This is a genomic window from Streptomyces sp. NPDC057438, from assembly GCF_042802995.1.
GTDB lineage: Bacteria > Actinomycetota > Actinomycetes > Streptomycetales > Streptomycetaceae > Streptomyces.
The window spans coordinates 66,036-92,085 of sequence record NZ_JBHVDD010000031.1 but is presented as its reverse complement, the minus strand read 5'-3'; the positions used below and the strand labels follow the sequence as shown (position 1 = coordinate 92,085).

Genomic DNA, 26,050 nt, shown 5'->3' with positions numbered 1-26,050 from the left:
CTCGGGGGCAGCGGCCGCCCGGCCCGGCCCGGGTGACGGTGAGGTCACCGCACGGGCCCGGACCCGGTGCTCAGCGCACCGGGGTGAAGTCCCGCGCGCCGATGAACTCCGGACGCCGGATCGGCGCCGCGAAGGGCTCGACGGCCGTGTTCTCCACGCTGTTGAAGACGATGAAGACGTTGCTGCGCGGGAACGGCGTGATGTTGTCGCCGGAGCCGTGCATGCAGTTGCAGTCGAACCAGGTCGCCGAACCGGCCTTGCCCGTGAACAGCTTGATGCCGTACTCGGAGGCCATGGCCGTCAGCGCCTCGTCGGACGGGGTGCCGGCGTCCTGCATCTGCAGCGACTTCTTGTAGTTGTCCTTCGGGGTGGCGCCCGCGCAGCCGAGGAACGTCCGGTGCGACCCCGGCATGATCATCAGACCGCCGTTGGTGTCATGGTTCTCGGTCAGCGCGATCGAGACGGACACGGTCCGCATGTTCGGCAGACCGTCCTCGGCGTGCCAGGTCTCGAAGTCGGAGTGCCAGTAGAAACCGGACGCGCCGAACCCCGGCTTGACGTTGATCCGCGACTGGTGGACGTAGACGTCCGAGCCGAGGATCTGCCGGGCCCGTCCGACGACCCGCTCGTCGCGCACCAGCTGGGCGAACAGCTCGCTGATCCGGTGCACCTCGAAGACCGAGCGGATCTCCTGCGACTGCGGCTCGACGATCGAACGCTCGTCGGCGCGGATCGCCGGATCGGCGACGAGCCGCTCCAGCTCCTGCCGGTACACGGCCACCTCGTCCGGTGCGATGAGCTGCTCGACGGGCAGGAAGCCGTCGCGCTCGTACGCCTGGAGTTCGGCGAGGGAGACCGGGCCGGGCGTGGCGGGGGAGCCCCAGACGACCGGGTCCTGACGCGGGACCGACACCTCGGTGGCGCCGCGGGTCGGGTAGAGATCGGTGCGTGTGGTCATGGTGGTCATGGTGGTCAGCCCTCCTCCGTCAGCAGGGGATAGACGCCGTTCTCGTCGTGGTCCTCCCGGCCGGTCACGGGCGGGTTGAACACGCAGAGACAGCGGAAGTCCTCCTTGATCCGCATGGTGTGCCGCTCGTGCCCGTCGAGGAGGTACATGGTCCCGGGCGTGATCGTGTACGTCCGCCCGGTCTCGTCGTCGGTCAGCTCGGCCTCGCCCTCGACGCACACCACGGCCTCGACGTGGTTCGCGTACCACATCGACGTCTCCGTGCCGGCGTAGAGGACCGTCTCGTGCAGGGAGAAGCCGACCTTCTCCCTGGCGAGGACGATGCGTTTGCTCTCCCACGTGCCGGACGCCGCTTTGACGTGCCGGTCGGTGCCTTCCAGGTCCTTGAAAGAACGGACGATCACGGTGGTTCCAGGCCTCCTTCTCAGCTTTGTCGGATGGTTTCCGTACGGAACGGATCAGACGGTTTCCCGTACGGCGCGGGCGAGGACGCGCAGGCCCTCGTCCAGCTCCTCGGGGGTGATGGTGAGGGCGGGCAGCAGCTTGACGACCTCGCTCTCCGGGCCGGACGTCTCGATCAGCAGCCCGAGTTCGAACGCCCGCTTGGCGACCCGTCCCGCGCGCTCCTTCTCGTGGAACTCCAGGCCCCACACCAGGCCGCGGCCCCGGTACTCCTTCACGTCGGCCAGGTTCTCCTCCGTGATGGAGATGAACGCCTGCTCGACCTGCTCACCGCGCTTGCGGGTCTGCTTCTCCATGGCGGAGCCGTCGGCCCAGTACGCCTCCAGGGCGGCCGTCGCCGTCACGAACGCGGGGTTGTTGCCGCGGAACGTGCCGTTGTGCTCACCCGGCTCCCAGATGTCCAGCTCCGGCTTGAACAGGCAGAGCGACATCGGCAGCCCGTAGCCGCTGATGGACTTCGAGACGGTGACGATGTCCGGGGTGATGCCCGCCTCCTCGAACGAGAAGAAGGCGCCCGTACGGCCGCAGCCCATCTGGATGTCGTCGACGATGAGCAGCATGTCCTGCCGCTCGCACAGCTCGGCGAGCGCGCGCAGCCACTCGGGGCGGGCGACGTTGATGCCGCCCTCGCCCTGCACGGTCTCCACGATCACCGCGGCGGGCTTGTTGAGCCCGGAGCCCTGGTCCTCCAGCAGCCGCTCGAACCAGAGGAAGTCCTCGACGGTGCCGTCGAAGTAGTTGTCGAACGGCATCGGGGTGCCGTGCACCAGCGGGATCCCCGCCCCGGCCCGCTTGAAGGCGTTGCCGGTGACGGCGAGCGAGCCGAGCGACATGCCGTGGAAGGCGTTGGTGAAGGACACGACCGACTCCCGGCCCTTCACCTTCCGCGCCAGTTTCAGCGCCGACTCCACCGCGTTGGTGCCCGTCGGGCCCGGGAACATCACCTTGTACGGCAGATCGCGCGGCCGCAGCACCAGGTTCTGGAAGGACTCCAGGAAGGTCCGCTTGGCGGTCGTCGACATGTCGAGCCCGTGGGTGACGCCGTCCCGCTCCAGATAGTCGATGAGCGCGCGTTTGAGTACGGGGTTGTTGTGGCCGTAGTTGAGTGACCCGGCGCCGGCGAAGAAGTCCAGGTAGGTGTGGCCGTCCTCGTCGAACATCCGGCTGCCCTGCGCGCGGTCGAAGACGGTGGGCCAGCCGCGGCAGTAGCTGCGCACCTCGGACTCCAGGGTCTCGAAGACGCTCAGGTCGGGCTGGGTGATGGTCACGTCGAATCGCTCCTCGATGCGTGGGGAGGGAGTGAGGGGAGGGGGAGTGCGGGTGGTGCTCAGAGGGAGAGGGGGCCGATGCGGTGGAGCATCTCGGGCGCGTGCGGGCCGTCCGGGAAGTCCGCCGTCTCGAACAGCACCGTGCGCTCGATCTCCGCGCCATGACGTGCGGCGTACGCGGCGAACAGGCGCTCGGACGCGGTGTTGCCCGGCGTGATGGTGGTCTCGACGGTGGTCAGGGGGTGCCGTCGCGCGACCCGTTCGGTGAGCCCGTCCAGCAGCGCCCCCGCGAGGCCGAGCCCCCGGTGCGCCTCGTCGACGGCCACCTGCCACACCAGCAGGGTGTCCGGCCGGCCGGGCCGCACGTACCCGGTCACGAACCCGACCGGCTCCCCGGACTCGTCCCGCGCCACGGCCGAGGTGTCCGCGAAGTCCCGGCACCACAGCAGATAGCTGTAGGAGGAGTTCAGGTCCAGGGTTCCGGAGTCGCCGGCGATGCGCCACAGCGCAGCGCCGTCCGCCACGTCCGGGCGGTCGATCCGAATCCCTTCCGCGATTTCCCGAGGGGCTTCCAGGGGCTGGGTGTGCAGGTCTGCTTGTGCGGCAGTCATACGGCTTGAATTTACCCAGCGAAATTTCGAATTGCATCGCCCCGCGGGGTTACGTATGCGCCGGACGCGTGTTATCACGCGGGCGTGAGTGCCGTACCGGGGCGAGGTGGTTCTGTAGGTTTTCGTCCGGAAATTACCGGACGAAAAGGGCGCGTTGTGGAGTCGGTCACACGTGTGCGACCCTCACATGATCTGCTCGAATTGCGCCCCGTGGCGTTCGCGAAATCTTTGCGTTTAGGGAAGGGATCAGCGGGCAGAAGAATACGGGACCCTACCCGCTGAATTCGTGAATTCTATTGTGTGGAAAAGAGTGGGGAAATTACTTCGGCGGGCCTCCTGGTGCCTACGCCCGCGCCCAGGTCTCCGCCGCCGCGCGACGGGCCGCTTCCGGATCGGCCGTTCCGCCGCGCCCGGCCAGTGCCGTTCCCAGGGCCGCGAGACACGCGTCCACGACCTCCGGGTTCGCGTCGGGGCCGTAGTGGTGCACGCGGATCATCTCCGAGGCCAGGGCGCCGCCGCCCGCGGCCAGCGGCAGGGCGGGGTCCACGGCCAGTGCCTCGGCGACCAGCTCCGCCGCGTCGACGCCGGAGGGCGACCGCAGGGTCGTGGCGACCGGCGCAGCGTCGGCCGCCTCGTGGACGTACGGCCGAAGGCCCCCGCCCAGCGCGAGCGCCCCCGCCCGGGTCGCCGCGGCCGCCGACGCGTGCCGGGACATCACCGCGTCGAGCCCCTCCTTCTCGATGCGCTCCAGGCAGGCCTCCAGTGCCAGCATCTCCAGCTGGGCCGGCGCGTGCAGGAGCGCGCGGCGCCCACCGTCGATCCAGCGCTCCTTCCAGTCCAGCAGGGAGAGGTACGAGCGGCGCGGGGCCCGCGGGTTGGCCGCCATCCGCGCCCACGCCCGCTCGCTCACGGAGATCGCCGACACCCCGGCCGGCCCGCCCATGGCCTTCTGCGCCCCGATGACGCACAGGTCGACACCCCACGCGTCCGGCAGCACCGGCTCGGCGCCGACGGAGGCCACCGCGTCCAGGTAGAAGAGTGCGCCGTGCGCGCGGACGGCCTCCCCGATCTCCGCCACGGGGTTGGTGTTGCCGGTCGCCGCCTCCGCGTGGACCAGCGAGACGAAGTCGATCGCCGGGTGCGCGGCGAAGGCCTCCCGGATCTGCCCGGCCGTCACCGCCGTGTGGAAGGGCACCGTCAGGTCGATCACGGTCGCCCCGCAGTCCCGCAGCCAGTTCCCGAAGGTCTGCCCGTACGGACCGGTGATCACGTTCAGTGCGGTCGTGCCGGGCCCGGCGGCCCCGCGGATCGCGCCCTCCAGCGGCAGCAGCGCCTCGCCCTGGGTGATCACGACGTCCTGGGTGGTGGAGAGCAGCCGGGCCACCCGGTCCTCGATCGACGCGAAGTGCGCCGCGCTCAGCGGGGCCAGATCCAGAAACGGGTGTGTCACGGGGTGCTCTCTTCACCGATGGGGTAGATGGTGTCGAGGGTACCGACGGCGCCCCCAGGCCCCTCACCGGCGATATCCGAGGTCAAGCGGCTCGATGGCCATCGGATTGGTTTGGGAAAGTCAAACATCTCCTTATAATCGGTTGTCTCAAGTCCCCCACAGGAGGTCTCCCCGTGAACTCGGTCCTCGGACGCCGGACCCGCACCCTGGCCGCCACCACCGCCGCGGCCGGTCTGCTGCTCGTGGCCGGCTGCGGCTCGGACGACGGCGGCAGCGGCGCCACCAAGACCGCGGCCGGCGGGGTCGAGCTGGTGAAGGCCGGTCAGCTCACGACCTGCACGCACCTGCCGTACCCGCCGTTCCAGTCGGAGATCGACGGCAAGGTGCAGGGCTTCGACGTGTCCCTGATCGACCTCGTCGCCCAGGACCTGGACGTGAAGCAGGAGATCCTCGACACCCCCTTCGAGAACTTCAAGACGGGCGCCTTCCTCAACTCCGGGGAGTGCGACCTCGCCGCGGCCGGTATGACGATCACCGACGAGCGCAAGAAGAACGTCGACTTCTCCGACCCCTACTTCGAGGCCACCCAGGCCGTCCTGGCCGACAAGAAGGCCGGCATCGCCTCCTTCGCGGACCTCAAGGGCAAGAAGGTCGGCACCCAGGCGCAGACCACCGGCGAGGACTACGCCAAGAGCAAGGGCATCGACTCCGTCTCCTTCGAGTCCTCCGACGCCGTCCTCAACGGCCTGCGCACCCGGCAGGTCGACGCCGTGATCATCGACTACCCGGTCGTCCAGGGCTGGCTGAAGGACAAGGCGAACGCCGACGCCTTCGCGGTCGCCGAGCAGATCAACACCGGTGAGCAGTACGGCTTCACCGTGAAGAAGGGCAACACCAAGCTCCTCGCCGCGATCGACAAGGCGCTGGCGAAGGCCAAGTCCGACGGCACCTACAAGAAGCTCTACGAGCAGTGGATCGGCCCGTACGACGAGAGCGCCGCCTCCGCCGCCCCGTCCGCCTCATGAGCGTGACCGACCCCGACACGCCGCTCCAGCCGAAACGCAAGGGCCTCAGCCGGAGCCGAAAGCGCGCCCTGTCCCGGGGCGCGCAGTACGTCGTCTTCGTCGCCGCCGTCATCGCCTTCGCGGCGTCCGCCGACTGGGCCCGGCTGAAGAACCAGTTCGCCCAGTGGGACATCGCCGAGCAGATGTTCCCCGACGTCATCACGCTGGCCCTGAAGAACACCGTGCTGTACACGCTGTCCGGCTTCGTGTTCGGGCTCGTCCTCGGCATGGTCATCGCGCTGATGCGGCTGTCGTCGGTGGGCCCGTACCGCTGGTTCGCCGGTGTGTACATCGAGATCTTCCGGGGCCTGCCCGCCCTGCTGATCTTCATCTTCATCGGTGTCGCCGTGCCCCTGGCCTTTCCCGGCACGGAGATCCCCGGCGGCACCTACGGCAAGGTGGCGCTCGCGCTCGGTCTGGTGGCCGCCGCGTACATGGCGGAGACGATCCGCGCGGGCATCCAGGCGGTCCCCAAGGGGCAGCTGGAGGCGGCCCGTTCGCTGGGCTTCTCGCCCGCGCGGGCGATGGTCTCGATCATCGTCCCGCAGGCGTTCCGGATCATCCTGCCGCCGCTCACCAACGAACTGGTGCTCCTGTTCAAGGACTCCTCGCTCGTGCTGTTCCTCGGTGTCACGCTGGAGGAGCGCGAACTGTCCAAGTACGGCCGGGACCTCGCCAGCACCACCGCCAACTCCACGCCGATCCTGGTCGCCGGCCTGTGCTACCTGCTGGTGACCATCCCGCTCGGCTTCGTCGTGCGCCGTATGGAGGCGAAGGCCCAGGAGGCCGTGAAATGAACCGGCCCGAGATCGAAGTACGCGCCCTGCACAAGTCGTTCGGCGACAACGAGGTCCTCAGGGGCATCGACCTGGAGATCGCCCGGGGCGAGGTCGTCTGCGTGATCGGCCCGTCGGGATCGGGCAAGTCGACCCTGCTCAGGTGTGTGAACCTCCTGGAGGAACCCACCGGGGGCCAGGTCTTCGTCGGCGGCACCGAACTCACGGACCCCGACGTCGACATCGACGCCGTACGCCGCCGCATCGGCATGGTCTTCCAGCAGTTCAACCTCTTCCCGCACCTCACGGTGACCGAGAACCTCACCCTGCCGCAGCGCCGGGTCCTCAGGCGCGACAAGGCGAAGGCGGCGAAGGTGGCCGCCGAGAACCTGGAGCGCGTGGGCCTGTCCGAGAAGGCGGACGCCTACCCGGCCTCCCTCTCCGGCGGCCAGCAGCAGCGGGTCGCGATCGCCCGCGCGCTGTCGATGGGCCCCGAGGTGATGCTCTTCGACGAGCCGACGTCGGCCCTGGACCCGGAGCTGGTGGGGGACGTCCTGGCCGTGATGCGCATGCTCGCCCGGGAGGGCATGACCATGATGGTCGTGACGCACGAGATGACGTTCGCGCGGGAGGTCGCCGACCGGGTGGTCTTCATGGACGGCGGCGTGATCGTCGAGGACGGCACCCCGTCCCAGGTCATCGGCAGCCCGCGGAACGAGCGCACCCGCCACTTCCTGTCGCGCCTGCTGGACCCGGCGATGGCGGACGTCGAGGAGGACGGCGACACAACCCCATGAGGGGCGCGGGGCTCCGCTGCGTGGGCACGACCGGCCACGCGGGACCCGCACCCGAAGAACTATCGTGCGGGGCATGAACGATCTGCCGGTGCTGCACGTGAAAGGCCGGATCCTCGCGGGCCCGGAGGACGTCCGCGACGAACTCTGGGTCATCGACGGCCGTGTCTCCTACGACCGTCCCCTCGCCGCGGGCGACATCCGTACCGTCGAGGGCTGGGCCCTCCCCGGCCTGGTCGACGCCCACTGCCACGTCGGCCTCGGCCCCCACGGTCCGGTCCCGCAGGACGTCGCCGAGAAGCAGGCCCTCACCGACCGCGAGGCCGGCACCCTGCTGATCCGCGACGCGGGCTCGCCCTCCGACACCCGCTGGACCGACGACCGCGACGACCTCCCGAAGATCATCCGGGCCGGCCGCCACATCGCCCGCACCCGCCGCTACATCCGCAACTTCGCCCACGAGATCGAGCCGGACCAACTCGTCGCGTACGTCGCCCAGGAGGCCCGGCGCGGGGACGGCTGGGTGAAGCTGGTGGGGGACTGGATCGACCGGGGCGTCGGCGACCTGGCCCCGTGCTGGCCCCGCGAGGCCGTCGAGGCCGCCATCGCGGAGGCGCACCTCCTGGGCGCCCGGGTCACCGCCCACTGCTTCGCGGAGGACTCCCTGCGCGACCTCGTCGAGGCGGGCATCGACTGCGTCGAGCACGCGACGGGGCTGACCGCGGACCTGATCCCGCTCTTCGCCGCCCGCGGGGTCGCGATCGTCCCCACCCTCGTCAACATCGCCACGTTCCCGTCCATGGCGGACGGCGGCGAGGCCAAGTTCCCGCGCTGGTCCGCCCATATGCGCCGCCTCCACGAGCGCCGCTACGACACGGTCCGCGACGCCTACGACGCCGGCATCCCCGTCTACGTCGGCACCGACGCCGGCGGCTCCCTCGCCCACGGCCTGGTCGCCGCCGAGGTCGCGGAACTGGTCACCGCCGGGATCCCGCCCGTGGAGGCGCTCGCGGCCACCACCTGGGCCGCCCGCGACTGGCTGGCCCGCCCCGGCCTCACCGAGGGCGCCCCTGCCGACCTGGTGGTCTACGCGGAGGACCCCCGCCAGGACGTGCGCGTCCTGGCGGCACCGTCCAGGGTGGTCCTGAACGGACAGGTGCTCGGGTAGGGCCCTCCGGCCGTCGGGCGGGGCCCTGCCGTCAGCGGTCGGCCAGGGTCATCGCCCGGTCCAGCGCCTGGAGGAAACCGTTGACCGTGACCCGGTCGCGGACCGCCAGGCGCAGCCACTCCTCGTCCAGCCCCGGGAAGGTGTCGCCGCGCCGGACGGCATACCCGAGGCTGCGCAGATGCCGCCGTACGGCGCTCGCGCGGGGCAGCCGGACCAGGACGAAGGGGCCCTCGGCGGGCTCGGCCACGACGAGCCCGTCGGGGGCGAACTCCCGGAGCCCGGCGACCAGATGGTCCCGGTCCGCGGTGATCCGGCCGGCCGCGTCGGCGGCCTCCGCGAGCGCCCGGTCCGACACGCACGCCTCGGCCGCCGCGAGGGCGGGGGTCGAGACCGGCCACAGGGGCTGGGCGCGCTGCAGCTCGTCGATCGTGCCGGGGGCCGCGAGGACATAGCCGATCCGCAGGCCGGCCAGGCCCCAGGTCTTGGTGAGGCTGCGCAGTACGACGAGGCCGGGCACGTCCGTCCGCCCGGCGAGCGCCTCACGCTCACCGGGCACCGCGTCCATGAACGCCTCGTCGACCACCAACGTCCGCCCCGGCCGGGCCAGTCGGGCGACGGCCTCCGCCGGGTGCAGCACCGACGTCGGGTTCGTCGGGTTGCCGATGACGACCAGGTCCGCGTCCTCGGGCACGGCCGCCGGGTCGAGCCGGAAGCCGTCCGACGCCCGCAGCAGCACCCGGTCCACGGTGTGCCCGGCGTCCCGCAGCGCGGCCTCCGGCTCCGTGAACTGCGGGTGCACGACCACGGGGCGGCGGACCTCCAGGGCGCGGGCGAGCAGCACGAACGCCTCGGCGGCGCCCGCCGTGAGCAGCACCCGGTCCGCCGGCAGCCCGTGCCGGGCCGCCACCGCTTCGCGGGCCGTCCGCCCGTCGGGGTAGGCGGCCAGCCCGGTCAGCGACCCGGCTATCCGCTCCCGCAGCCAGGCGGGCGGGGTGCCGGCCCGGACGTTCACGGCGAGGTCGACCAGTCGCGCCCCGTCGTCCCGTACCTCGGCGTCGCCGTGATGCCGCAGGTCGTGCCCCGTGTGCCGGGGGAGGCGTCCGTTCTCGGTGCCGGATTCAGTGTGCATGGGAGTTCGCGTGTCCCCGGGGGTGATGATCGTGGCCGTGGTGCCCGTCCTCGTCGGGCTGGACGCGTGGCTGCCGCGGCAGCCCGGTGATGTTCCCGGCGCCTGACGGGACGGCGTCGTGGACGGAGGGTTCGCGGGGTGCGCGGTGCATGTGCGGGTCGCCCTCCAGCGCCTCCCGGTACCGTTTCACGAGCAGGTCGAGCAGCTCCGGCTCCGGTCCGATGACATCGGCCGACCGTACCCCGATCTCCGGGCGGGCGGCAGCCCAGCCCTCGGTCTGCATCCGCGCCCGGTCCGCCGGTCCGCCGGTGAGGGGGAAGTACGGCAGCACGACGACGCGCCGCGCCCCCAGCCGTACGCACCGGTCGAGGCCGCTCGGCACGTCCGGTGCCGCCAGCGACACGAACGCCGTCTCCACGCCCCCGTATCCGCGCCCCTCCCACAACAGGCGGGCCGCCCGGTGCACCTCGGCGTTGGCCCCGGCGTCGGTGGAACCGTGCCCCACGAGGAGCACGGTCACCTCGGCCCGGTCGCCCGGCGTCCGGGGCGTGGCCGACGCCAACGCCTCCTCCGCCCGCCGCTCCAGGAGGTCCAGCAGGGCCGGGCACGGGCCCGGCGGCCGGCCGCACGTGAACACGGTCCCCGGATGCCGCTCCTGAGCGAGGGCCAGCGCCGCCGCCGTGTCGTGGCCGGCCCGCGCGGTGCGCTCCGACGTCAGCGGGACCACGACGAACCGCCGTACCCCACGGTCCACCAGCTCGTCCACGCTCGTGCCCGGTGAAAGCCGGGACGGCCCGGCGAAGCCGCCCCCGACGGGCAGCCCGGGGTGACGGCGCCCCAGTTCACGCAGTAAGCCGCGGAACGCCTCGGCCCCGGCCTCGTCCCGGGGGTCTTCACCGGCGACGAGCAGGGCGGGCGGCGGGGTGGTCACGATGTCTCCTCGGATGCGGATGCGGATGCGGATGCGGATGCGGATGCGGATGGGGCTGCGGACGCGGATGGGGCTGCGACTGGAGCGGGGGCGACCAGCGCACGATGATCATCATGCCGACCGGCGGCGGGCCCGGCGCCACCAGGGTTCCCCGGAGCGCCCGCACCGGCCGACGCGACGGCACAGGTGACCCTCGCCGGCCGGCCGTCCGCCGGAACCGACTTCCGCTTGGGCACGAGGAGTTCGCCCCCGCCCACGAGCGCGGCGGCCTCCGCGACGGACGGGGTTCCCAGGGCCGCGAGGGGAAGCTCGGAGGGGTGGGGCACCTCGACCGCGGCCAACTCCCGCGCCGAGTACGTCACGAGCGGCACGCCGAACCGCGCGGCGGCCCGGACGACACCGGGTTCGCCGGCCTTGGTGTCCACCGTGGCGAGGACGGCGACCGCCCCGGACGGGAGTCCGGCCTCCCGCAGCACGTCCTCGATCAGGCCGACGACCTCCGCCACCGGCACGCCCCGGGAGGCGCCCACCCCCACGACGAGGCGGCCGGGCGCCTGGTCAGCCACGGCCGCGCCCCGCGGGGAAGAGAAGGAGGCCCCGCCGTTCGGGCCGCTCCTCACCCGTCCGGGGCGCCGCGGCCGGGAGACCCCGTTCATCCGGTAGCAAGGACGCATGGCGGTCTTCGTGGCACTCGGCGCGTTCCTGATGACGCTGGTCGGCGGCTGGACGGCACAACGGGTGACGGACCGCCGTCATCTGGTGCTGGGCCTGGCCGGCGGCCTGATGCTGGGCGTGGTCGGCCTCGACCTGCTCCCCGAGGCCCTGGAGGCCGCCGGTGACGAGGTCTTCGGCGTACCGGCCGCGCTGCTGCTGTTCGTCGCCGGTTTCCTCCTGGCCCACCTCGTGGAGCGTCTGCTGGCCGCACGCCAGGCCGCGCACGGGGCCGAGGAGCACAACGGCCGTACGCCGCAGGTGGGTCTGACGGCCGCGGCCGCGATGGTCGGGCACAGCGCCATGGACGGCGTCGCGATCGGCGCCGCCTTCCAGATCGGCGAGGGCATGGGCGCCGCGGTCGCGCTCGCGGTCATCGCCCACGACTTCGCGGACGGCTTCAACACCTACACGCTCACGAGCCTGTACGGCAACGCCCGCCGCCGGGCGCTCGCGATGCTGTTCGCCGACGCCGTGGCCCCGGTGCTGGGGGCCGCCTCCACCCTGCTGTTCACGATCCCGGAGGGCCCCCTCGGCTGCTATCTCGGCTTCTTCGGCGGCGCGTTGCTCTATCTCGCCGCCGCCGAGATCCTGCCCGAGGCCCACCACGCGCACCCGGCCCGCTCCACCCTGCTGTGCACGATCGCCGGGGCGGCCTTCATCTGGCTGGTGGTGGGCATCGCCGAGTGAGGGGCGGGAGGCCGAGCAGTGCGCGGCGCCGGCCGGGCGAGCGTTCATGACGTCCGGCATCTCTCCACGAACCGCGCGGCGACGCCGGGCCCGGCCGCCCAGTGGGTGTGCAGATAGCTCGCGTGCACCCCCCGCTGGACGAACCCCTCCACCCGCGGCCCGGGAGTCCGTATCCCCCAGGCGGGCGCCGGTCCGGCCCCCGGCTCCACGACCGTGCGGTGGAACTCGTGGGCGCGCATCCGGGTCCCGGCGGGCGCGAGCACACTGTCGCCGACGGCCACGGCGTCCCGGTAGCCGAGCGTCAGCCGCTCGTCCATCCGGGCGGTCGCGTCGAGCACCCCGCACATGGGCCGCCCGTCCAGCTCCCGGCACAGGTAGAGCAGTCCGGCGCACTCGGCGGCCACCGGAGCCCCGCCGAACGCCAGCTCGGCGACCGCCTTGCGCAGCGGCTCGTTCGCCGACAGCTCGGCCGCGTACATCTCGGGGAACCCGCCCCCGATCACCAGCCCGCGTGTCCCCTCCGGAAGTCGCTCGTCGCGCAGCGGATCGAAGACGACGACCTCGGCCCCCGCAGCGGTCAGCAGCTCGGTGTGCTCGGCGTAGGAGAACGTGAACGCGGGACCGCCGGCCACGGCGACCACCGCGCGCCCGCCCACGGGTTGGACGACGGGCGGCTCCCACGCCGCACCCGACAGCACCCCGGCGCTCCGGGCGAGCGCGACCAGCGCCTCCAGATCGCACCCCGCCCGTACCTGCGCGGCCATCGCCGCGACCGCCTCCACCGCGGCCGCCTGCCGCTCGGCGACCGGCACCAGCCCCAGATGCCGGGACGGCGTGTCCACCTGGGGCGCCCGCCGCAGCACGCCCAGCACCGGCACCCCGGTCGACTCCAGGGCGTCCCGCAGCAGTTCCTCGTGCCGGTCGGAGGCGACCTTGTTGAGGATCACGCCCCCGATCCGCACCTCGGGATCCCAGGAGGCGAACCCGTGGACCAGAGCCGCCACCGACCGCGACTGCGAGGAGGCGTCCACGACCAGCACGACCGGCGCCCGCAGCAGCTTCGCCACATGCGCGGTGGACGCCAGCTCCCCCTGCCCCGAGGCGCCGTCGTACATCCCCATCACGCCCTCGACGACGGCGATGTCGCACCCGTGAGCCCCGTGCGCGAACAGCGGCGCGACCAGGTCCGGTCCGCACAGGTACGCGTCGAGGTTCCGGCCCACCCGCCCGCTCGCGAGCGCGTGGTACCCGGGGTCGATGTAGTCCGGCCCCACCTTGTGCGGGGACACGGTGAGCCCCCGCTCGGTGAGCGCGGCCATCAGCCCCGTCGCCACGGTGGTCTTGCCGCTGCGCGAGGACGGCGCGGCGATCACCAGCCGGGGGACGGAAACCGTCGGAGCGAAGGAGGTCACGTCGTCACCACTCGATGCCCCGCTGACCCTTCTGGCCCGCGTCCATGGGGTGCTTGACCTTCGACATGTCGGTCACGAGGTCCGCGAAGTCCACGAGCTTCCCGGGCGCGTTCCGGCCGGTGATCACCACATGCTGGGTCCCGGGCCGGTTGCGCAGCACCTCGACGACCTCGTCGGTGTCGATCCACCCCCAGTGCAGCGGATACGCGAACTCGTCCAGCACGTACAGCTTGTACGTCTCGGCCGCCAGGTCCCGCTTGACCTGCTCCCAGCCCTCGCGAGCCTTCTCCTCGTTGTCCATCTGACCGTCGCGCTGCACCCACGACCAGCCCTCGCCCATCTTGTGCCAGTCGACGGACCCGCCCTCGCCGGACGCCCCGAGCACCCGCAGCGCGTTCTCCTCGCCGACCTTCCACTTCGCCGACTTGACGAACTGGAACACCCCGATCGGCCACCCCTGGTTCCAGGCCCGCAGCGCCAGCCCGAAGGCGGCGGTGGACTTGCCCTTCCCGATCCCCGTGTGCACGAACACCAGCGGACGGTTGCGACGCTGACGGGTCGTCAGTCCGTCGTCCGGCACGACACTCGGCTGTCCCTGCGGCATCTACGCGGCCCTCCTCGAAGATTTCTGTGTGCCCTGCGTCCCCTGCGGGCGCTGCGCGCCCCGCACATCCCTGACCAGCCCGGCGATGGAGTCCGCCCGCAGCTCGTCCAACGTCACCGCCGTACCGCCCAGTTCACCCGCCAGCTGCCCGGCGAGCCCCAGCCGGACATGGCCCGACTCGCAGTCGACGACCACGGACGCGGTGCCCTCGGCCGCGAACAGCCGTGCCGCCCGCCCCGCGAGCGCGACGGGCTCCGGGCCGCCGGTCGCCCGGCCGTCGGTCACCACCACGACCAGCGGCCGGCGCGCCGGATCCCGCAGCCGCTCCACCCGCAGCACGTCGTGCGCCTTCAGCAGCCCGGCCGCGAGCGGTGTCCGCCCGCCCGTCGGCAGTGACTCCAGCCGGGTCGCCGCCGCGTCCACGGACGAGGTCGGCGGCAGTGCCACCTCGGCGGCCGACCCCCGGAAGGTCACCAGACCCACCTTGTCCCGCCGCTGGTAGGCGTCCAGGAGCAGCGACAGCACCGCGCCCTTCACGGCGCTCATCCGCTGCCGCGCCGCCATCGACCCGGAGGCATCGACCACGAACAGCACGAGGTTGCCCTCACGGCCCTCCCGGGCCGCCTGGCGCAGATCGTCCCGGCGGACCACCAGCCCTGGCCCGGACCGGCCCCGGGTCCGCTGGTGCGGCGCCGCCGCCTGCACGGTCGCCGCCAGGTGCAGCTTGGTCAGCGTGCCGCGCGGCCGACGCGCCCCGGTGGTGCGCCCGTGCTCGGTCCGCGCCCGCGAGCGCCGCCCGGCGGCACCCTCACCGAGCCCCGGCACGCTCAGCACCTTCGTACGGAACGGCTCGGCGGCCCGTACGGCCGACTGCTCCTCGGCGGCCGGAGCCTGCGCCGGCACACCCTCGCCGGACTCGGGCCGTGCTCCTCCGTCGCCGCCCCGCGGCCCCTCGGGCTCCGGAGCGGGCGGCTGACCGCCGCCACCGGGCCCGTCCGGACCGGGGTCGGGATCGTCGTCCGGCGAGCCGTCGGAGCCGTCCGAGTCCGCCGGGGGCTCCGCGAACTCCTCCAGCGTCTCGTCGAGCTTGTCCTCGTCGAGCCCCGGCGCGTCGAACGGGTTCCGCCGCCGCCGGTGCGGCAGCGCCAGCAGCGCCGCCTGCCGCACATCCTCCGCGAGCACCTCGGTCCGCCCGGCCCAGGCGGCCAGCGCGGTGGCCGTGCGGGCCATCACGATGTCGGCGCGCATCCCGTCCACCTCGAAGGCCGCGCAGGTCGCCGCGATCTGCCGCAGCACCCCGTCGCCCAGCACCACGGACGGCAGCAACTCCCTTGCCGCGACGACCCGTTGCCGTACCTCGGCCTCCTCGGCCGCCCAACGGGCCGCGAACCCCGCCGGGTCGTCGTCGTAGGCGAGCCGCCGCCGTACGACCTCCACCCGCTGGTCCGGCTCCCGCGAGGCCGTGACCTCCACGGTCAGCCCGAACCGGTCGAGCAGCTGCGGCCGCAGCTCGCCCTCCTCGGGGTTCATCGTCCCGACGAGCAGGAACCGCGCGGCATGCCGTACGGAGACGCCTTCGCGCTCCACGTACGAGGCGCCCATCGCGGCCGCGTCGAGCAGCAGGTCGACGAGGTGGTCGTGGAGCAGGTTGACCTCGTCGACGTAGAGGATGCCCCGGTGCGCGTCGGCGAGCAGGCCGGGCTCGAAGGCCTTCACGCCCTCGGACAGCGCCCGTTCGATGTCGAGGGCGCCGACGAGCCGGTCCTCGGAGGCGCCGACGGGCAGCTCGACCATACGGGCCGGCCGCGTCTGGGACGCGGGCTCGTGCGGTCCGTCCGGGCACGCGGGGTCCGGCTCCGCCGGATCGCACGAGAACCGGCACCCGACGACGACCTCCACCTGCGGCAGCAGCGCCGCGAGCGCCCGCACGGCGGTGCTCTTCGCGGTGCCCTTCTCGCCCCGCACGAGCACACCGCCGATGCGCGGTGAGATCGCGTTGAGGAGCAGGGCGAGTTGCAGGTCGCCCTGCCCGACGACGGCGGTGAAGGGGAAGTGCGTGCTCACGCGGTGGTCCCTCCTACGGGTGAATGAATGAGACGAGTGCGGACCGGCGGGACGAGAAGCACGGGGCGTAGCCGCTGCTTTTCAGGGGCGCGGGGAACTGCGCGAGAAGCCCCACCGGCCGGCAGACGAAGTTCCCTCTCCTGGCGGGGACGACCCGGCGCCCTCATCCGGGCACCCCCGGAGCCCCCGGCGGCACGAACGGCAGCGCGGCCGGTGCCCCCGACTCGATGAGCCGCCACAGCGCGTCCGTGTCCGCGTGCTCCTCGATCAGATCGCCGAGCCGGTCCAGCTGCTCCTCGCGCAGCGCCGCGAACGACGTGTCGGGGGCCGGTACGAACCGTCGCCCCGAGGCGGCCGCCACCTCGCGCAGGAAGGCCCGCCGGAAGCCGTCCGACTCCAGCGACCCGTGCCAGTGCGTGCCCCAGGTCTGTCCGACGCGGCACCCGTCCAGGAACGGCTCCCCGCCCAGGACCTCGGCGACCCCGTGATGGATCTCGTACCCCTCGACCCGCTCACCGAGGGCCTGCCCGGCGGGCCGTGTGAGCGTCTTGTCCGGGGCGAACCGCACCCGGACGGGCAGCACCCCGAGCGCCGGGACGTGCCCCCGCCGGCTCTCGACCTCGTCCTCGATGTGCTCGCCGAGCACCTGGAAGCCGCCGCAGATCCCGAGCACCGGCCGCCCCTCGGCGGCCCGGCGCAGCAACGCGTCGGCGAGCCCGCGCTCCCGCAGCCACTCCAGCGCCCGCACCGTCCCCCGGGTCCCCGGCACGACGACGAGGTCGGCGTCGGCCAGTTCCTCGGCCCGGTCCACGAACCGGACCACGACGCCGGGTTCGGCGGCGAGCGCGTCCACGTCGGTGAAGTTGGACATCAGCGGCACCGCGCACACCGCGACCCGCAGCACGTCCTCCCCGACGGGCGGCGCCACGTTCGACTCCCGGACCGTCCCGCGCAGCGAGACGCGCAGCCCGTCCTCCTCGTCGATCCCGAGCCCGTGCCGGAACGGCAGCACGCCGTACGTCCGCCGCCCGGTGAGCCCGTGCAGCATGTCGAGCCCCGGCTCCAGCAGGGAGGCGTCCCCCCGGAACTTGTTGACGAGGAACCCGGCGACGAGGGCCTGGTCCTCGGGCGAGAGCAGCGCCACGGTCCCGAAGAAGGACGCGAAGACCCCGCCGCGGTCGATGTCGCCGACGACGAGCACGGGGAGCCCGGCGTTCCGGGCGATCCCCATGTTGACGATGTCGGTCCGCCGGAGATTGATCTCGGCGGGGGAACCGGCCCCCTCACAGATCACCGCGTCATACGTGCCCCGCAACTCGGCGAGACAGTCCAGCACCGTCCCGAGCAGCCGCTGTTGCCGCCCGCCGTGATAGCCGCGCGCGCTCATCTCGCCCACGGGCCTGCCCAGCAGCACGACCTGGCTGCTGCGCTCGCCCCCGGGCTTCAGCAGCACCGGGTTCATGAGCGCGGTGGGCTCCACCCGGCAGGCCTGCGCCTGCATGGCCTGGGCCCGTCCGATCTCCGCGCCCTCCTTCGTCACGAAGGAGTTGAGCGACATGTTCTGCGCCTTGAAGGGCGCGACCTTGACGCCCTGTCGCACGAGCCACCGGCAGATCCCGGCGGTGACCACGCTCTTCCCGGCATCGGAGGTGGTCCCGGCGACCAGCAACCCGCCACTCATCCCTGATTCCCCCACCGGTCCGTGACCCTTCTCCGCAGCACCGCCGCACCCGCGCTGACGCCCAGGGCGAGCCAACTCACCCGCCGGGACAGCCGGACGGCCCGCTCGACGTCCCCCACCACGACGGCCCGTCCCTCCCCATTGAGCACGGGCCGGTGCTCGACCCGCCCTCCGTACGACAACGTGCCCCCCAGGCGCACTCCGAGCGCCCCCGCGAACGACGCCTCCACCGGCCCCGCGTTGGGACTCGGATGCCTCCCCGCATCGGCCCGCCAGGCCCGTACGGCACCCCGCGCGTCCCCACCGCAGGCCGCGGCCAGCACGGCCGTCAGCCGGGCTCCCGGCCACCCCACGACGTCGTCCAGCCGCGCGGAGGCCCAGCCGTAGCGCCGGTACCGCCGTGAGCGGTGCCCGACCATGGCGTCCAACGTGTTGACGGCCCGGAACCCCAGGAGTCCCGGCACGCCGCCGACGGCCCCCCACACGAGCGCCCCGACCACCGCGTCGGAGGTGTTCTCGGCGACGGACTCCACGACGGCCCGCGCGATCCCGTCCGCGTCCAGTGCCTGGGGGTCCCGTCCGCACAGATGGGGCAACCGTGCCCGCGCGCCCGCGACATCGCCCGCGTCGAGGAACCGTCCGATCGCCCGCGCCTCCCGCCCGAGCGAGGTCCCCCCGACGACGGCCCAGGTGGCGGTGGCGGTCAGGGCGACGGAGGCGGCCCTCGACGGCCGTACGGCGGCCGCGGCGACGGTTCCCAGGGCGACGGCGCCGCCCGCGCACACCACGGTGTGCAGCGCGCCCCACCCGCGGTGGTCCCGCCACAGCACCCGCTCCACGGCCCCGGCGGCCCGGCCGAACGCGGCGACCGGATGCCCCCGGCGCGGATCGCCGAGCAGCAGATCACCGAGGAGGCCGGCGGCGGCGCCGTACGCGAAGACGCGGTCGGCACGCACCCGTTCAGCCGTTCACGGGGGCGGGCAGGGGCCGGACGCCGGGCCCCGCAGGGCAGCCGCACAGGACGCGCATGGCGATATGTCCTCACTCAGGGTGTCCACGCCCTGGTTCGACGAGACCGACGGCGAGAGTTCCTGGCTCCCGGGAGGTGTTCGCGTGGTGCTTCCCCGGTGACAGTGGCGGGACCGCGCCGGAATCGCACCGGCTTCCTCTCCTGCCGTCGTACATGGCCCCGGCAGTCCACCACGCCCCCGGAAGACCCGTCAACTTGCTGTTGACCTGCGGCGCAACGGTGTGCTCAGCCCCACACCGCCGAAATCGCGTCAGACACCCGAATCGGCTCTTTCCGCGCTCCACCCCGGCGCCGGTGAGGTCGGACGGCCGCGGGGAGGTGCCCGCCGGGCGGCGGCGTGCCGTGATCCCTGTCCCGTACCCGGAGAGTGACGCGCTGCTCGTCTTCCGCTACGCGGCGTGCTGTGGTTTTCTGGCGGGACGTGTGGACCCGGGAACGGGCGGATCGTCATGAACCGCCCGGGGGACGGGAGGTGCACCCATGGGAGACCGGGCAAGAACGACCGCCTCGGCACGCACGGGACGGCCGGACGTCTGGCGAGAACAGGTGACCGCGCTCGCCCCGCTGGCGCTCTACTGCTCCGTCGCGGGCGTGCTGTCCGTCGCACTGGGCGCCTTGGCCGCGCTCCTCGTGCCGAGCGGTGACGTACGCGCGTTGGTGTGGCCGGCGGTGACCGTGCTCGGCGCCGCCGGAGCGGGCCTGTGGTGGGGGCTGACGCCGGTCACGGAACGGCTCCGGATCCTGAACCGCGCGCCGGGGGAGTCCCGGCCGCGCAGGCCGTCCCACCGCTGACGGGACGGCGTTCCGCAGACGGAAAGAACCCCCCGTGTACGGAAAGAACCCCCGGGAGCGTCGCGGGACGCGCACAGGGGTTCTTCCTCGGTCGTCGGCGCAGACCCCGGGGGCCTGGGGACGCGCGGTCTCAGGTCATGATCAGGGAGATGCCGTACGCGACTGCCGCCGCGCACAGCGCGAAGCACACGTACGCTCCCGTGGTCGCCACCGCCACCGAGTCGCCCCGGGCCGACGCCTCCTCCCGCTTGGAGAGGCCGACGATGCCGAGGGTGAACAGGCCGACGAGGGCCACGGTGACCACGAGGCTGACTCCGAAGACGGAGCCGAGAGCTGCCCAGTCGATGTGCATGGTGGTGATCTTCCTCAGGGAGTCGTGGGGCTCAGACGGCGGGCGTCGGCGCGGACGAGCTCGCCGGTGCCGCGGTCTCGGCGGCGGGGGCCGGGATGGTCGCCGTCAGGTCCTCGGTCACGGTGCCGGCCGGCGGCGGGGTCACGGCGGCCATCGCCGTCGTCACCACCCCGGGCGGCTCCTCGGTGTCGTTCACGTTGGTGTGGTCGATCACCTCGCGTCGGGAGATCAGCCAGATCGCCGCGCTGGAGGCGACGAGGAAGACCGCGACGACGGCCGTGCCCCAGGTGCCGAAGGACGTCACCCACTCGGCCAGCGCGGCGACCAGTGCTGCCGCCGGCAGGGTCAGGCCCCAGGCGACGAACATCCGGGTCGCGGTGGACCAGCGGACCACACCGCCCTTGCGGCCGAGACCCGCGCCCATCACCGCGCCCGAGACCGAGTGCGTGGTGGAGAGCGAGAAGCCGAGGTGCGAGGAGGCCAGGATGACCGTGGCCGCGCTGGTCTGGGCGGCGAAGCCCTGCTGCGGCTGGAGGTCGGTCAGGCCCTTGCCCATCGTGCGGATGATGCGCCAGCCGCCCAGGTAGGTGCCGAGCGCGATGGCCATGCCGGCGGAGACGATGACCCACACCGGCGGGTCGGAGTCGGGTGCCAGGGTGCCACCGGCCACCAGGGCCAGCGTGATGATGCCCATCGTCTTCTGGGCGTCGTTCGTGCCGTGGGCCAGCGAGACCAGGCCGGCGGAGGCGATCTGGCCGGCGCGGTAACCCTTGCCGGAGGCCTTGTCGTTGGTGTGCTTGCCGAGCTTGTACGTCAGCCGGGTGGCGAGCATCGCCGCGATGCCGGCGACCAGCGGGGCGGCGATGGCCGGGATCAGCACCTTGGTGAGGAGCACGTCCCCGTGCACCGCGCCCACGCCCACCGAGGCGATCGTGGCTCCGATGAGGCCGCCCATCAGGGCGTGCGACGAGCTGGAGGGGAGCCCGACCAGCCAGGTCAACAGGTTCCAGAGGATGGCACCCACGAGCGCCGCGAAGATGACCTCTGGCTGGATGCCGGACTCGTCGACGAGCCCCTTGGAGATGGTGTTGGCGACCTCGATGGAAAGGAACGCGCCCACGAGGTTGAGCACGGCGGACATGGCCACCGCGACCTTGGGCTTCATGGCGCCTGTCGAGATGGTGGTGGCCATCGCGTTGGCGGTGTCGTGGAAACCGTTCGTAAAATCGAACGCAAGCGCGGTGATGACCACGATCGCGAGGATCAGCGAGAAGTTTTCCATTTACCCGGGCTTCTTTCGGACGTCAGTGGCATGAGGACCGTAAGCAACCTGGGTGAACGGAAGATGAACTGGGGCGGGCGCGTGGGTGTAATGAAGGAGGGGTGACCCTTCCGTTTGTGCGCGGGCGGCGGAGCCGGGCCGGGCGGGGCGGCGGCCCGGCGTTCGAACGCAGGCGGAATGCCGAGGTCCGGGGGCAGCGCGCACCCCTCCGCTCGCCCGCTGTCCTCGGTGAACTCCGTACGGTCGGCTCCGGCGGCTGTGGGCAAAGTTTTGGCCATCGGAGTGACCGCGCCTGGCAGGATCACGGCATGGCTGAGCAGCGGCGCGATGTCCGGGACGAGCGGGGCGTGAACGCGGTGGACGTGGTGGACGGGGGTGCGCGGGGCGTGGGACGGCGGGAGGTGCCGGACGAGGTGGCGCGCGCGTGGGACGCCCTTGTCGCCACCGCCCGGCGGACGGTGGCCGACGGTCTGGTCGTCGGCACGTCCGGCAACGTGTCCGTGCGCGTGGGGGACACCCTCCTGGTCACACCGACGGGAGTGCCGTACGACCGCCTGACGCCGGACGACGTCACCGGCGTCGACCTCTCCGGCCGGCAGGTCCTCGGCACGCTCCGTCCGACCAGCGAACTCCCCATGCACCTGGCGATCCACACGACGGCCGAGGCCCGCGCCGTCGTCCACACCCACGCCGTGCACGCGACGGCCGTCTCCACCCTCGTGGACGAGCTGCCGCTGGTCCACTACATGTCCGCGGCGCTCGGCGGCCCCGTCCGGGTCGCCCCCTACGCGACCTACGGCACCCCGGAGCTGGCCGAGAACATGCTCCGTGCCCTGGCGGGCCGCACCGCCTGCCTCCTCCAGAACCACGGCACGATCGCCTACGGCGACAGCCTCGACGAGGCCTACGACCGCACGGCCCAGCTCGAATGGATGTGCCAGGTCTGGCTGAAGGCGTCCTCCGTCCCCCACCTCACCCCGCACCTGCTCACCCCCGGACAACTGGACGAGACGGGCGAACGCCTCAAGGGCTACGGCCAGCCGAGCTGACCACCGGCCCACGCCCCTGCCGCCTCCGGCCCCGGGCCGCCCACGGAGGCGGAGCCCGCACCCGACGGCCCACGCAGGCGCGGCGCCCGCACCCGACGCCCACCATCGGACCGTCTTCGCGCCGACCGTCCGTGTTCTGGCGGTGCCCGGCCCTCGCGGCTGCGATTCCCACGGCGTCCGGCCGCCTGTCGCCCTCGGTCCCCGGCGTGGGCCGGTAGCTGCTGCGGCCCTTGCCCGGCTCCGGTGTCGGATCGGCGCGCGTGTCCGTTCGAGTCCCGGCGGGGCCTCGTCCTCGCGGCCGTCCGCCGCGTCGCGGACGGCCGCGATCCGCCGAGCCCCTGCCGGCCGCACCGAGACCTCCGCCCGTACCGGCGCTCGGGGGCCGGTGGCCCGATCGCGCCGTGCCGCCCCGCCCGGCGCGCCCCGGTCACCCCCGGACGCACGCCCACTGGCCCCCGGTGCGGTCCGCCGGGACACTGGAGCCGTGCGTGGAGTGAGAGCGGCAGCTTCGGTCCTCGGGGTCGCGTTCGCCGCCGGCGCGGCCAGTGTCGCCGCGGGCCGGCTGGCGAGTGACGTCGCGCTGAAGGCCCCGCCGGGCGAACCGCTGCCCACGGAACCCCGGTTGACCGTGCACTCCACCGCGGCCGGCCGCATCGCGCTGACCCGCGCCTTCGCCTCCCAGCGCCCCGGCACCTACGGCCTCACCGGCAACGGCTCCCACGCGGTCGTCGGCGACGTCCTGAGCGGCGCCCCGCACGCCCCCGACGCGGTCGTACGCCGCCTGGAGCGCGTCAGCCGGGGCACCCTGGAGCCCGGCGACAAGGTCCGGCTCACCCCCGGCCTCCACGTCGGCGACCCCCGCACCGCGCTCGGCCTCGACCACGACGACGTCGAGATCCCCGGCGAACTCGGCACCCTGCCCGCCTGGTTCGTGCCCGCCGCCCGGGACACCTGGGTGATCGCCGTGCACGGCCTCGGCGCCACCCGCGAGCACACCCTGAACGTCATCGAGTGCCTGCACCGCCAGCACTTCCCGGTCCTCGCCCCGGCCTACCGGGGCGACCCGGGCGCCCCCCGCTCCCCGGACGGCCTGAACCACCTCGGCGAGACCGAGTGGCGCGACGTGGACGCCGCCCTCAGGTACGCCGTCCGGTACGGCGCCGAGCGGGTCGTCCTGCACGGCTGGTCCACCGGCGCCACCATGGCCCTGCGCGCCGCCACGCACTCCGCGTTGCGCGGCCGTGTCTCCGGACTCGTCCTGGACTCACCGGTCCTCGACTGGACCGCCACCCTGCGGGCCCTCGCCACCGCCCGCCGCACCCCCGGCGCCCTGCTGCCCCTCGCGGTCCGCGCCGCCCAGGGACGCACCGGACTGCGCGCCGCCCCCGCCGGCGACGACCTGGCGCCGTCGGGCCTGCGGGTGCCGGCCCTGCTCTTCCACGGCCCCGACGACACCGTCGCCCCCTGGGAGCCCTCCCGCCGCCTCGCCGCCCTCCGCCCCGACCGGGTCACCCTCCGCACGGTCCGCCACGCCCCGCACGGCGCCATGTGGAACGCCGACCCCAGGGCGTACGAGGAAAGCCTCCGCCGCTTCCTCACCCCTCTCGGGTAGCCGGCCGCGGGCCGTCGGAAGGCCCGCCGGAACCGGCCCGCGACAGAGAGGTACGCCACATTCCGCTTAGCGCCGCGCCGACGCGATCCTCGTCCGCGGCGACCCCGGGGGGACCCGTGGAGACCCCGTGGAGACCTCGTGCGTTGGCCACCCCTGTCGCCCCCTGTGACATTCCGTTTGGGTTTTCGGACCGTCAACCGGAAGACTGCCCCCGTGACGTCCCGTAACCCGCGCGACTCCAGGCTCCGCCTCGTCGGCCCGCGAACCCTGGCCGCCGCTCCCCGAGCAGCGGTGACCCAGCGCCGCCGACCGGCCCCCCGGCCCCCGGAGGGCACCCCACCGCCCGCGGAACTCGCCCGCATGGCCCGCGCCGTCCTGGCCGACGCTGCCCGCGTCGCCCACTGGGCCGACAGCACCCTGCGCCCCGGCCGCGAGGGCGCGAACCCCGACGGCAAGGGCACCCTCTCCGCCGCGACCGCCGAACGAGCCGCCGCCGAACTCGGCCTGACCCCGGATCAGGTCCGCCACGACTGGGACACGGCACGGCTGGCCGGCCTCGTCGAGGTGCACGGCGACAGCGCGCGCCCCGGCTGGCGACTGCGCGCCTGGCACCGCGACGACAGCGCCGTCCTGCGCGGCTGGGTCGCGTTCTTCGACGCCTGGTCCATCGCCTACCCCGAGCCCGAGGACCGCGAGCCCGCGGCGGTGGCCGAGGTCGTGTCGGCCATGCCCCAGGTCCTCTCCTTCCTCCAGCTCTCCGCCGGGCCCGTCCCCGTCGAGCAGCTCCTCGACCTCTTGGAGCAGCGGGTCACCGAACTGCGCACCGAGCGCTGCGAGGTCCCCTACGGGCCCCAGCCCGAGCCGAGCCCCGAACCCGCCGGGGACACCCCCCTCGCCCCGCTCCTCGACTGGTCCCTGCGCGCCCTCGCCTCCGTCGGCGCCCTCACCTACGGCGACGCCCAGGCCACCCTCACCCCGCTCGGCAGCTGGGCGGTCTGGGTCAAGCTGGAGCAGATCTGCGTCGCCGCGCAGAGCCCCGCCGGAAACATCGAGGTCTCCGCCGAGGACATGCTCAGAGGCTGCGCCCAGCTCCGCCCGAACGCGGCCCGCGCCGAGTACCGCGCCTGGCTCGCCGCCCGCCCCGTGGGCGGCGCCGTCACCGAGCTGATCGCCGCCGCGCGCGGTGAGGACGCCCTCATCCGCGGCCTCGCCTTCGAGGCCCTGCGCGTCGTCGGCGCCCCCGCCGAGCCCGACGTCCGCACGGTCGCCGACGAGACCCCGCTGCGCCCCTACGCCCTGCTCTGGCTCGCCGAGCACGACGGTGCCGACCCCGAGGACGCCCACGAGGTCCTCACCCGCGAGGAGTCCACCTGGCTCTGGGTGGACACCGCCGCCGCCGTCGCCGACCACGGCGAGGCCCCGCTCCTCGTGCGGCACCTGGAGTCCGCGGTGCAGCCCACGGTCCCCGCGCTGCTGGCCGAGGTCCGCGCGGTCGGTCATCCCCGCACCGTCCAGGTCCTGGTGGCCCTCGCCGCCGCCCACCCCGACCCGGCCCTCGCCAAGGCCGTCCGCCGCGCCGCCTTCCAGGTGCACACCGGAGGCAGCTGACCGGGGGAGAGGCGGGAGGGCGCCTCAGCCTCCCGTCTCGGGGGCGTACGTGCCGAAGCTCCACACATTGCCCTCGGCGTCCCGGGCCATGTAGTCCCGCGAGCCGTAGTCCTGGTCCGTCGGGGGCGTCAGGATCTCCACGCCGTGCTCCACGGCCCGCCGGTGGTGGGCGTCCAGGTCGTCGGCGGACACGACGATGTACACCCCGGCGGGTCCCGCGCCCTTCATCGCGCCGTCGAAGACGCTGCCGCTGCCCTTGGAGCCGATCATCACCGCGCCGTTGCCCTGCGTCAGCTCGGCGTGCCGCACCACGCCGTCCTCGCCCTCGTAGACCGACAGCTCGGTGAAGCCCAGCGCCTCCGTGAGCTGTCTGATGGCGGCCTTGGCGTCCGCGTACAGCAGTGTCGGGTAGACGCTCGGACGTCCGTCGCTCCTGCCCGTCATACCGATCACGACCTCTCCGTCGTCCGGAATACGACCCGCTGCCCAGTTTGGCACCCGCCACCGACAACGCCCCCGGCGGCGAACCAGGGCCTGTCGTGC

25 protein-coding genes and 1 riboswitch are annotated in these 26,050 nt (G+C 73.3%); of the genes, 9 read left to right on the top strand and 16 right to left on the bottom strand.

Annotated features, from left to right (window positions below):
- Positions 1-70: 70 nt before the first annotated feature.
- From thpD to ACFU5F_RS19330, 5 genes are all read right to left on the bottom strand, one after another.
- Entirely contained in the window at positions 71-967 is an 897-nt protein-coding gene (gene thpD / locus ACFU5F_RS19350; RefSeq protein ID WP_383888484.1) for an ectoine hydroxylase, read from the bottom strand.
- A gap of 5 nt (positions 968-972) precedes the next feature.
- On the bottom strand, positions 973-1,371 hold the full coding sequence (locus ACFU5F_RS19345) for an ectoine synthase (protein WP_275459336.1): 399 nt from the start codon (positions 1,369-1,371) through the stop codon (positions 973-975).
- 54 nt (positions 1,372-1,425) lie between these two features.
- Positions 1,426-2,697 (bottom strand): diaminobutyrate--2-oxoglutarate transaminase, encoded by a 1,272-nt coding sequence (gene ectB, locus ACFU5F_RS19340; RefSeq protein ID WP_383888482.1) that lies wholly within the window; start codon positions 2,695-2,697, stop codon positions 1,426-1,428.
- Positions 2,698-2,756: 59 nt separating this feature from the next.
- Positions 2,757-3,308: a diaminobutyrate acetyltransferase gene (gene ectA, locus ACFU5F_RS19335; protein WP_383888479.1), complete on the bottom strand. Its 552-nt coding sequence runs from the start codon at positions 3,306-3,308 to the stop codon at positions 2,757-2,759.
- Positions 3,309-3,651: 343 nt separating this feature from the next.
- Entirely contained in the window at positions 3,652-4,758 is a 1,107-nt protein-coding gene (locus ACFU5F_RS19330; protein ID WP_383888476.1) for a pyridoxal-phosphate-dependent aminotransferase family protein, read from the bottom strand.
- A 173-nt stretch (positions 4,759-4,931) separates the two neighbouring features.
- Between ACFU5F_RS19330 and ACFU5F_RS19325 the strand changes: the two genes are divergently transcribed.
- The 4 genes from ACFU5F_RS19325 to ACFU5F_RS19310 all read left to right on the top strand — a co-directional run bounded on the left by ACFU5F_RS19325 (position 4,932) and on the right by ACFU5F_RS19310 (position 8,560).
- On the top strand, positions 4,932-5,783 hold the full coding sequence (locus ACFU5F_RS19325; protein WP_383888473.1) for an ABC transporter substrate-binding protein: 852 nt from the start codon (positions 4,932-4,934) through the stop codon (positions 5,781-5,783).
- 2 nt (positions 5,784-5,785) lie between these two features.
- The gene (locus ACFU5F_RS19320) at positions 5,786-6,619 is read left to right on the top strand and encodes an amino acid ABC transporter permease (RefSeq protein ID WP_383888487.1); all 834 of its coding nucleotides are present in this window, start codon (positions 5,786-5,788) and stop codon (positions 6,617-6,619) included.
- Entirely contained in the window at positions 6,616-7,395 is a 780-nt protein-coding gene (locus ACFU5F_RS19315; protein WP_383888470.1) for an amino acid ABC transporter ATP-binding protein, read from the top strand. The genes ACFU5F_RS19320 and ACFU5F_RS19315 overlap by 4 nt, the downstream gene beginning before the upstream one ends.
- A gap of 73 nt (positions 7,396-7,468) precedes the next feature.
- On the top strand, positions 7,469-8,560 hold the full coding sequence (locus ACFU5F_RS19310) for an amidohydrolase family protein (RefSeq protein ID WP_383888467.1): 1,092 nt from the start codon (positions 7,469-7,471) through the stop codon (positions 8,558-8,560).
- 31 nt (positions 8,561-8,591) lie between these two features.
- On the opposite strand, the gene cobC is transcribed toward ACFU5F_RS19310, so the two are convergent.
- The 3 genes from cobC to ACFU5F_RS19295 are packed head-to-tail and all read right to left on the bottom strand — an operon-like array spanning position 8,592 to position 11,186.
- On the bottom strand, positions 8,592-9,689 hold the full coding sequence (gene cobC, locus ACFU5F_RS19305; protein WP_383888464.1) for an Rv2231c family pyridoxal phosphate-dependent protein CobC: 1,098 nt from the start codon (positions 9,687-9,689) through the stop codon (positions 8,592-8,594).
- The gene (locus tag ACFU5F_RS19300; protein ID WP_383888462.1) at positions 9,679-10,620 is read right to left on the bottom strand and encodes a sirohydrochlorin chelatase; all 942 of its coding nucleotides are present in this window, start codon (positions 10,618-10,620) and stop codon (positions 9,679-9,681) included. Before ACFU5F_RS19300 ends, cobC begins: the two co-directional genes overlap by 11 nt.
- Positions 10,617-11,186, bottom strand: a complete 570-nt coding sequence (locus tag ACFU5F_RS19295) for a cobalamin biosynthesis protein (protein ID WP_383888459.1) — start codon at positions 11,184-11,186, stop codon at positions 10,617-10,619. Before ACFU5F_RS19295 ends, ACFU5F_RS19300 begins: the two co-directional genes overlap by 4 nt.
- Positions 11,187-11,292: 106 nt before the next feature.
- Here ACFU5F_RS19295 and ACFU5F_RS19290 point away from each other — a divergent pair, with 106 nt between their 5' ends.
- Entirely contained in the window at positions 11,293-12,021 is a 729-nt protein-coding gene (locus ACFU5F_RS19290; protein ID WP_383888457.1) for a ZIP family metal transporter, read from the top strand.
- A gap of 44 nt (positions 12,022-12,065) precedes the next feature.
- Here the strand turns inward: ACFU5F_RS19290 and ACFU5F_RS19285 are convergent, their stop codons facing one another.
- From ACFU5F_RS19285 to ACFU5F_RS19265, 5 genes are all read right to left on the bottom strand, one after another.
- Entirely contained in the window at positions 12,066-13,433 is a 1,368-nt protein-coding gene (locus tag ACFU5F_RS19285; RefSeq protein WP_383888454.1) for a cobyrinate a,c-diamide synthase, read from the bottom strand.
- 4 nt (positions 13,434-13,437) lie between these two features.
- Complete coding sequence (cobO, locus tag ACFU5F_RS19280; protein WP_383888452.1) at positions 13,438-14,037, bottom strand: cob(I)yrinic acid a,c-diamide adenosyltransferase; 600 nt, start codon at positions 14,035-14,037, stop codon at positions 13,438-13,440.
- Entirely contained in the window at positions 14,038-16,101 is a 2,064-nt protein-coding gene (locus tag ACFU5F_RS19275) for a putative cobaltochelatase (RefSeq protein WP_383888449.1), read from the bottom strand.
- A 163-nt stretch (positions 16,102-16,264) separates the two neighbouring features.
- Positions 16,265-17,782: a cobyric acid synthase gene (locus tag ACFU5F_RS19270; RefSeq protein ID WP_383888446.1), complete on the bottom strand. Its 1,518-nt coding sequence runs from the start codon at positions 17,780-17,782 to the stop codon at positions 16,265-16,267.
- Entirely contained in the window at positions 17,779-18,738 is a 960-nt protein-coding gene (locus ACFU5F_RS19265; protein ID WP_383888443.1) for a cobalamin biosynthesis protein, read from the bottom strand. Before ACFU5F_RS19265 ends, ACFU5F_RS19270 begins: the two co-directional genes overlap by 4 nt.
- Positions 18,739-18,867: 129 nt before the next feature.
- A riboswitch (cobalamin riboswitch) is annotated at positions 18,868-18,952 on the bottom strand.
- Positions 18,953-19,292: 340 nt separating this feature from the next.
- On the opposite strand from ACFU5F_RS19265, the gene ACFU5F_RS19260 reads away from it, so the two are divergent.
- Positions 19,293-19,604, top strand: coding sequence for a hypothetical protein (locus ACFU5F_RS19260; RefSeq protein ID WP_383888440.1), 312 nt, complete (start codon positions 19,293-19,295; stop codon positions 19,602-19,604).
- Between the two features lie 130 nt (positions 19,605-19,734).
- On the opposite strand, the gene ACFU5F_RS19255 is transcribed toward ACFU5F_RS19260, so the two are convergent.
- Both ACFU5F_RS19255 and ACFU5F_RS19250 read right to left on the bottom strand, forming a co-directional pair.
- Positions 19,735-19,956: a hypothetical protein gene (locus ACFU5F_RS19255; protein WP_383888438.1), complete on the bottom strand. Its 222-nt coding sequence runs from the start codon at positions 19,954-19,956 to the stop codon at positions 19,735-19,737.
- Positions 19,957-19,987: 31 nt separating this feature from the next.
- Positions 19,988-21,238, bottom strand: a complete 1,251-nt coding sequence (locus ACFU5F_RS19250; RefSeq protein WP_383888436.1) for an anion permease — start codon at positions 21,236-21,238, stop codon at positions 19,988-19,990.
- Positions 21,239-21,546: 308 nt separating this feature from the next.
- Between ACFU5F_RS19250 and ACFU5F_RS19245 the strand changes: the two genes are divergently transcribed.
- The 3 genes from ACFU5F_RS19245 to ACFU5F_RS19235 all read left to right on the top strand — a co-directional run bounded on the left by ACFU5F_RS19245 (position 21,547) and on the right by ACFU5F_RS19235 (position 25,507).
- Entirely contained in the window at positions 21,547-22,287 is a 741-nt protein-coding gene (locus ACFU5F_RS19245; protein ID WP_383888433.1) for a class II aldolase/adducin family protein, read from the top strand.
- Between the two features lie 484 nt (positions 22,288-22,771).
- Positions 22,772-23,899, top strand: coding sequence for an alpha/beta hydrolase (locus ACFU5F_RS19240; RefSeq protein ID WP_383888430.1), 1,128 nt, complete (start codon positions 22,772-22,774; stop codon positions 23,897-23,899).
- A 213-nt stretch (positions 23,900-24,112) separates the two neighbouring features.
- Positions 24,113-25,507 carry a hypothetical protein gene (locus ACFU5F_RS19235; protein ID WP_383888427.1) on the top strand — a complete coding sequence of 465 codons (1,395 nt, stop codon included), beginning with the start codon at positions 24,113-24,115 and terminating at the stop codon, positions 25,505-25,507.
- 24 nt (positions 25,508-25,531) lie between these two features.
- Here the strand turns inward: ACFU5F_RS19235 and ACFU5F_RS19230 are convergent, their stop codons facing one another.
- A complete protein-coding gene (locus tag ACFU5F_RS19230; protein ID WP_383888424.1) occupies positions 25,532-25,960 on the bottom strand; it encodes a VOC family protein in 429 nt (142 codons plus the stop codon).
- Positions 25,961-26,050 lie beyond the last annotated feature (90 nt).

Bases quoted from the DNA above. Each gene is read 5' to 3' on its own strand.
- ACFU5F_RS19290 (WP_383888457.1), top strand. From the start codon at position 11,293: ATGGCGGTCTTCGTGGCACTCGGCGCGTTCCTGATGACGCTGGTCGGC.
- ACFU5F_RS19315 (WP_383888470.1), top strand. From the start codon at position 6,616: ATGAACCGGCCCGAGATCGAAGTACGCGCCCTGCACAAGTCGTTCGGC.
- ACFU5F_RS19310 (WP_383888467.1), top strand. From the start codon at position 7,469: ATGAACGATCTGCCGGTGCTGCACGTGAAAGGCCGGATCCTCGCGGGC.
- ectA (WP_383888479.1), bottom strand. From the start codon at position 3,308: ATGACTGCCGCACAAGCAGACCTGCACACCCAGCCCCTGGAAGCCCCT.
- ACFU5F_RS19255 (WP_383888438.1), bottom strand. From the start codon at position 19,956: ATGCACATCGACTGGGCAGCTCTCGGCTCCGTCTTCGGAGTCAGCCTC.
- ACFU5F_RS19260 (WP_383888440.1), top strand. From the start codon at position 19,293: ATGGGAGACCGGGCAAGAACGACCGCCTCGGCACGCACGGGACGGCCG.
- ACFU5F_RS19250 (WP_383888436.1), bottom strand. From the start codon at position 21,238: ATGGAAAACTTCTCGCTGATCCTCGCGATCGTGGTCATCACCGCGCTT.
- ACFU5F_RS19245 (WP_383888433.1), top strand. From the start codon at position 21,547: ATGGCTGAGCAGCGGCGCGATGTCCGGGACGAGCGGGGCGTGAACGCG.
- cobO (WP_383888452.1), bottom strand. From the start codon at position 14,037: ATGCCGCAGGGACAGCCGAGTGTCGTGCCGGACGACGGACTGACGACC.
- thpD (WP_383888484.1), bottom strand. From the start codon at position 967: ATGACCACCATGACCACACGCACCGATCTCTACCCGACCCGCGGCGCC.
- cobC (WP_383888464.1), bottom strand. From the start codon at position 9,689: ATGCACACTGAATCCGGCACCGAGAACGGACGCCTCCCCCGGCACACG.
- ACFU5F_RS19270 (WP_383888446.1), bottom strand. From the start codon at position 17,782: ATGAGTGGCGGGTTGCTGGTCGCCGGGACCACCTCCGATGCCGGGAAG.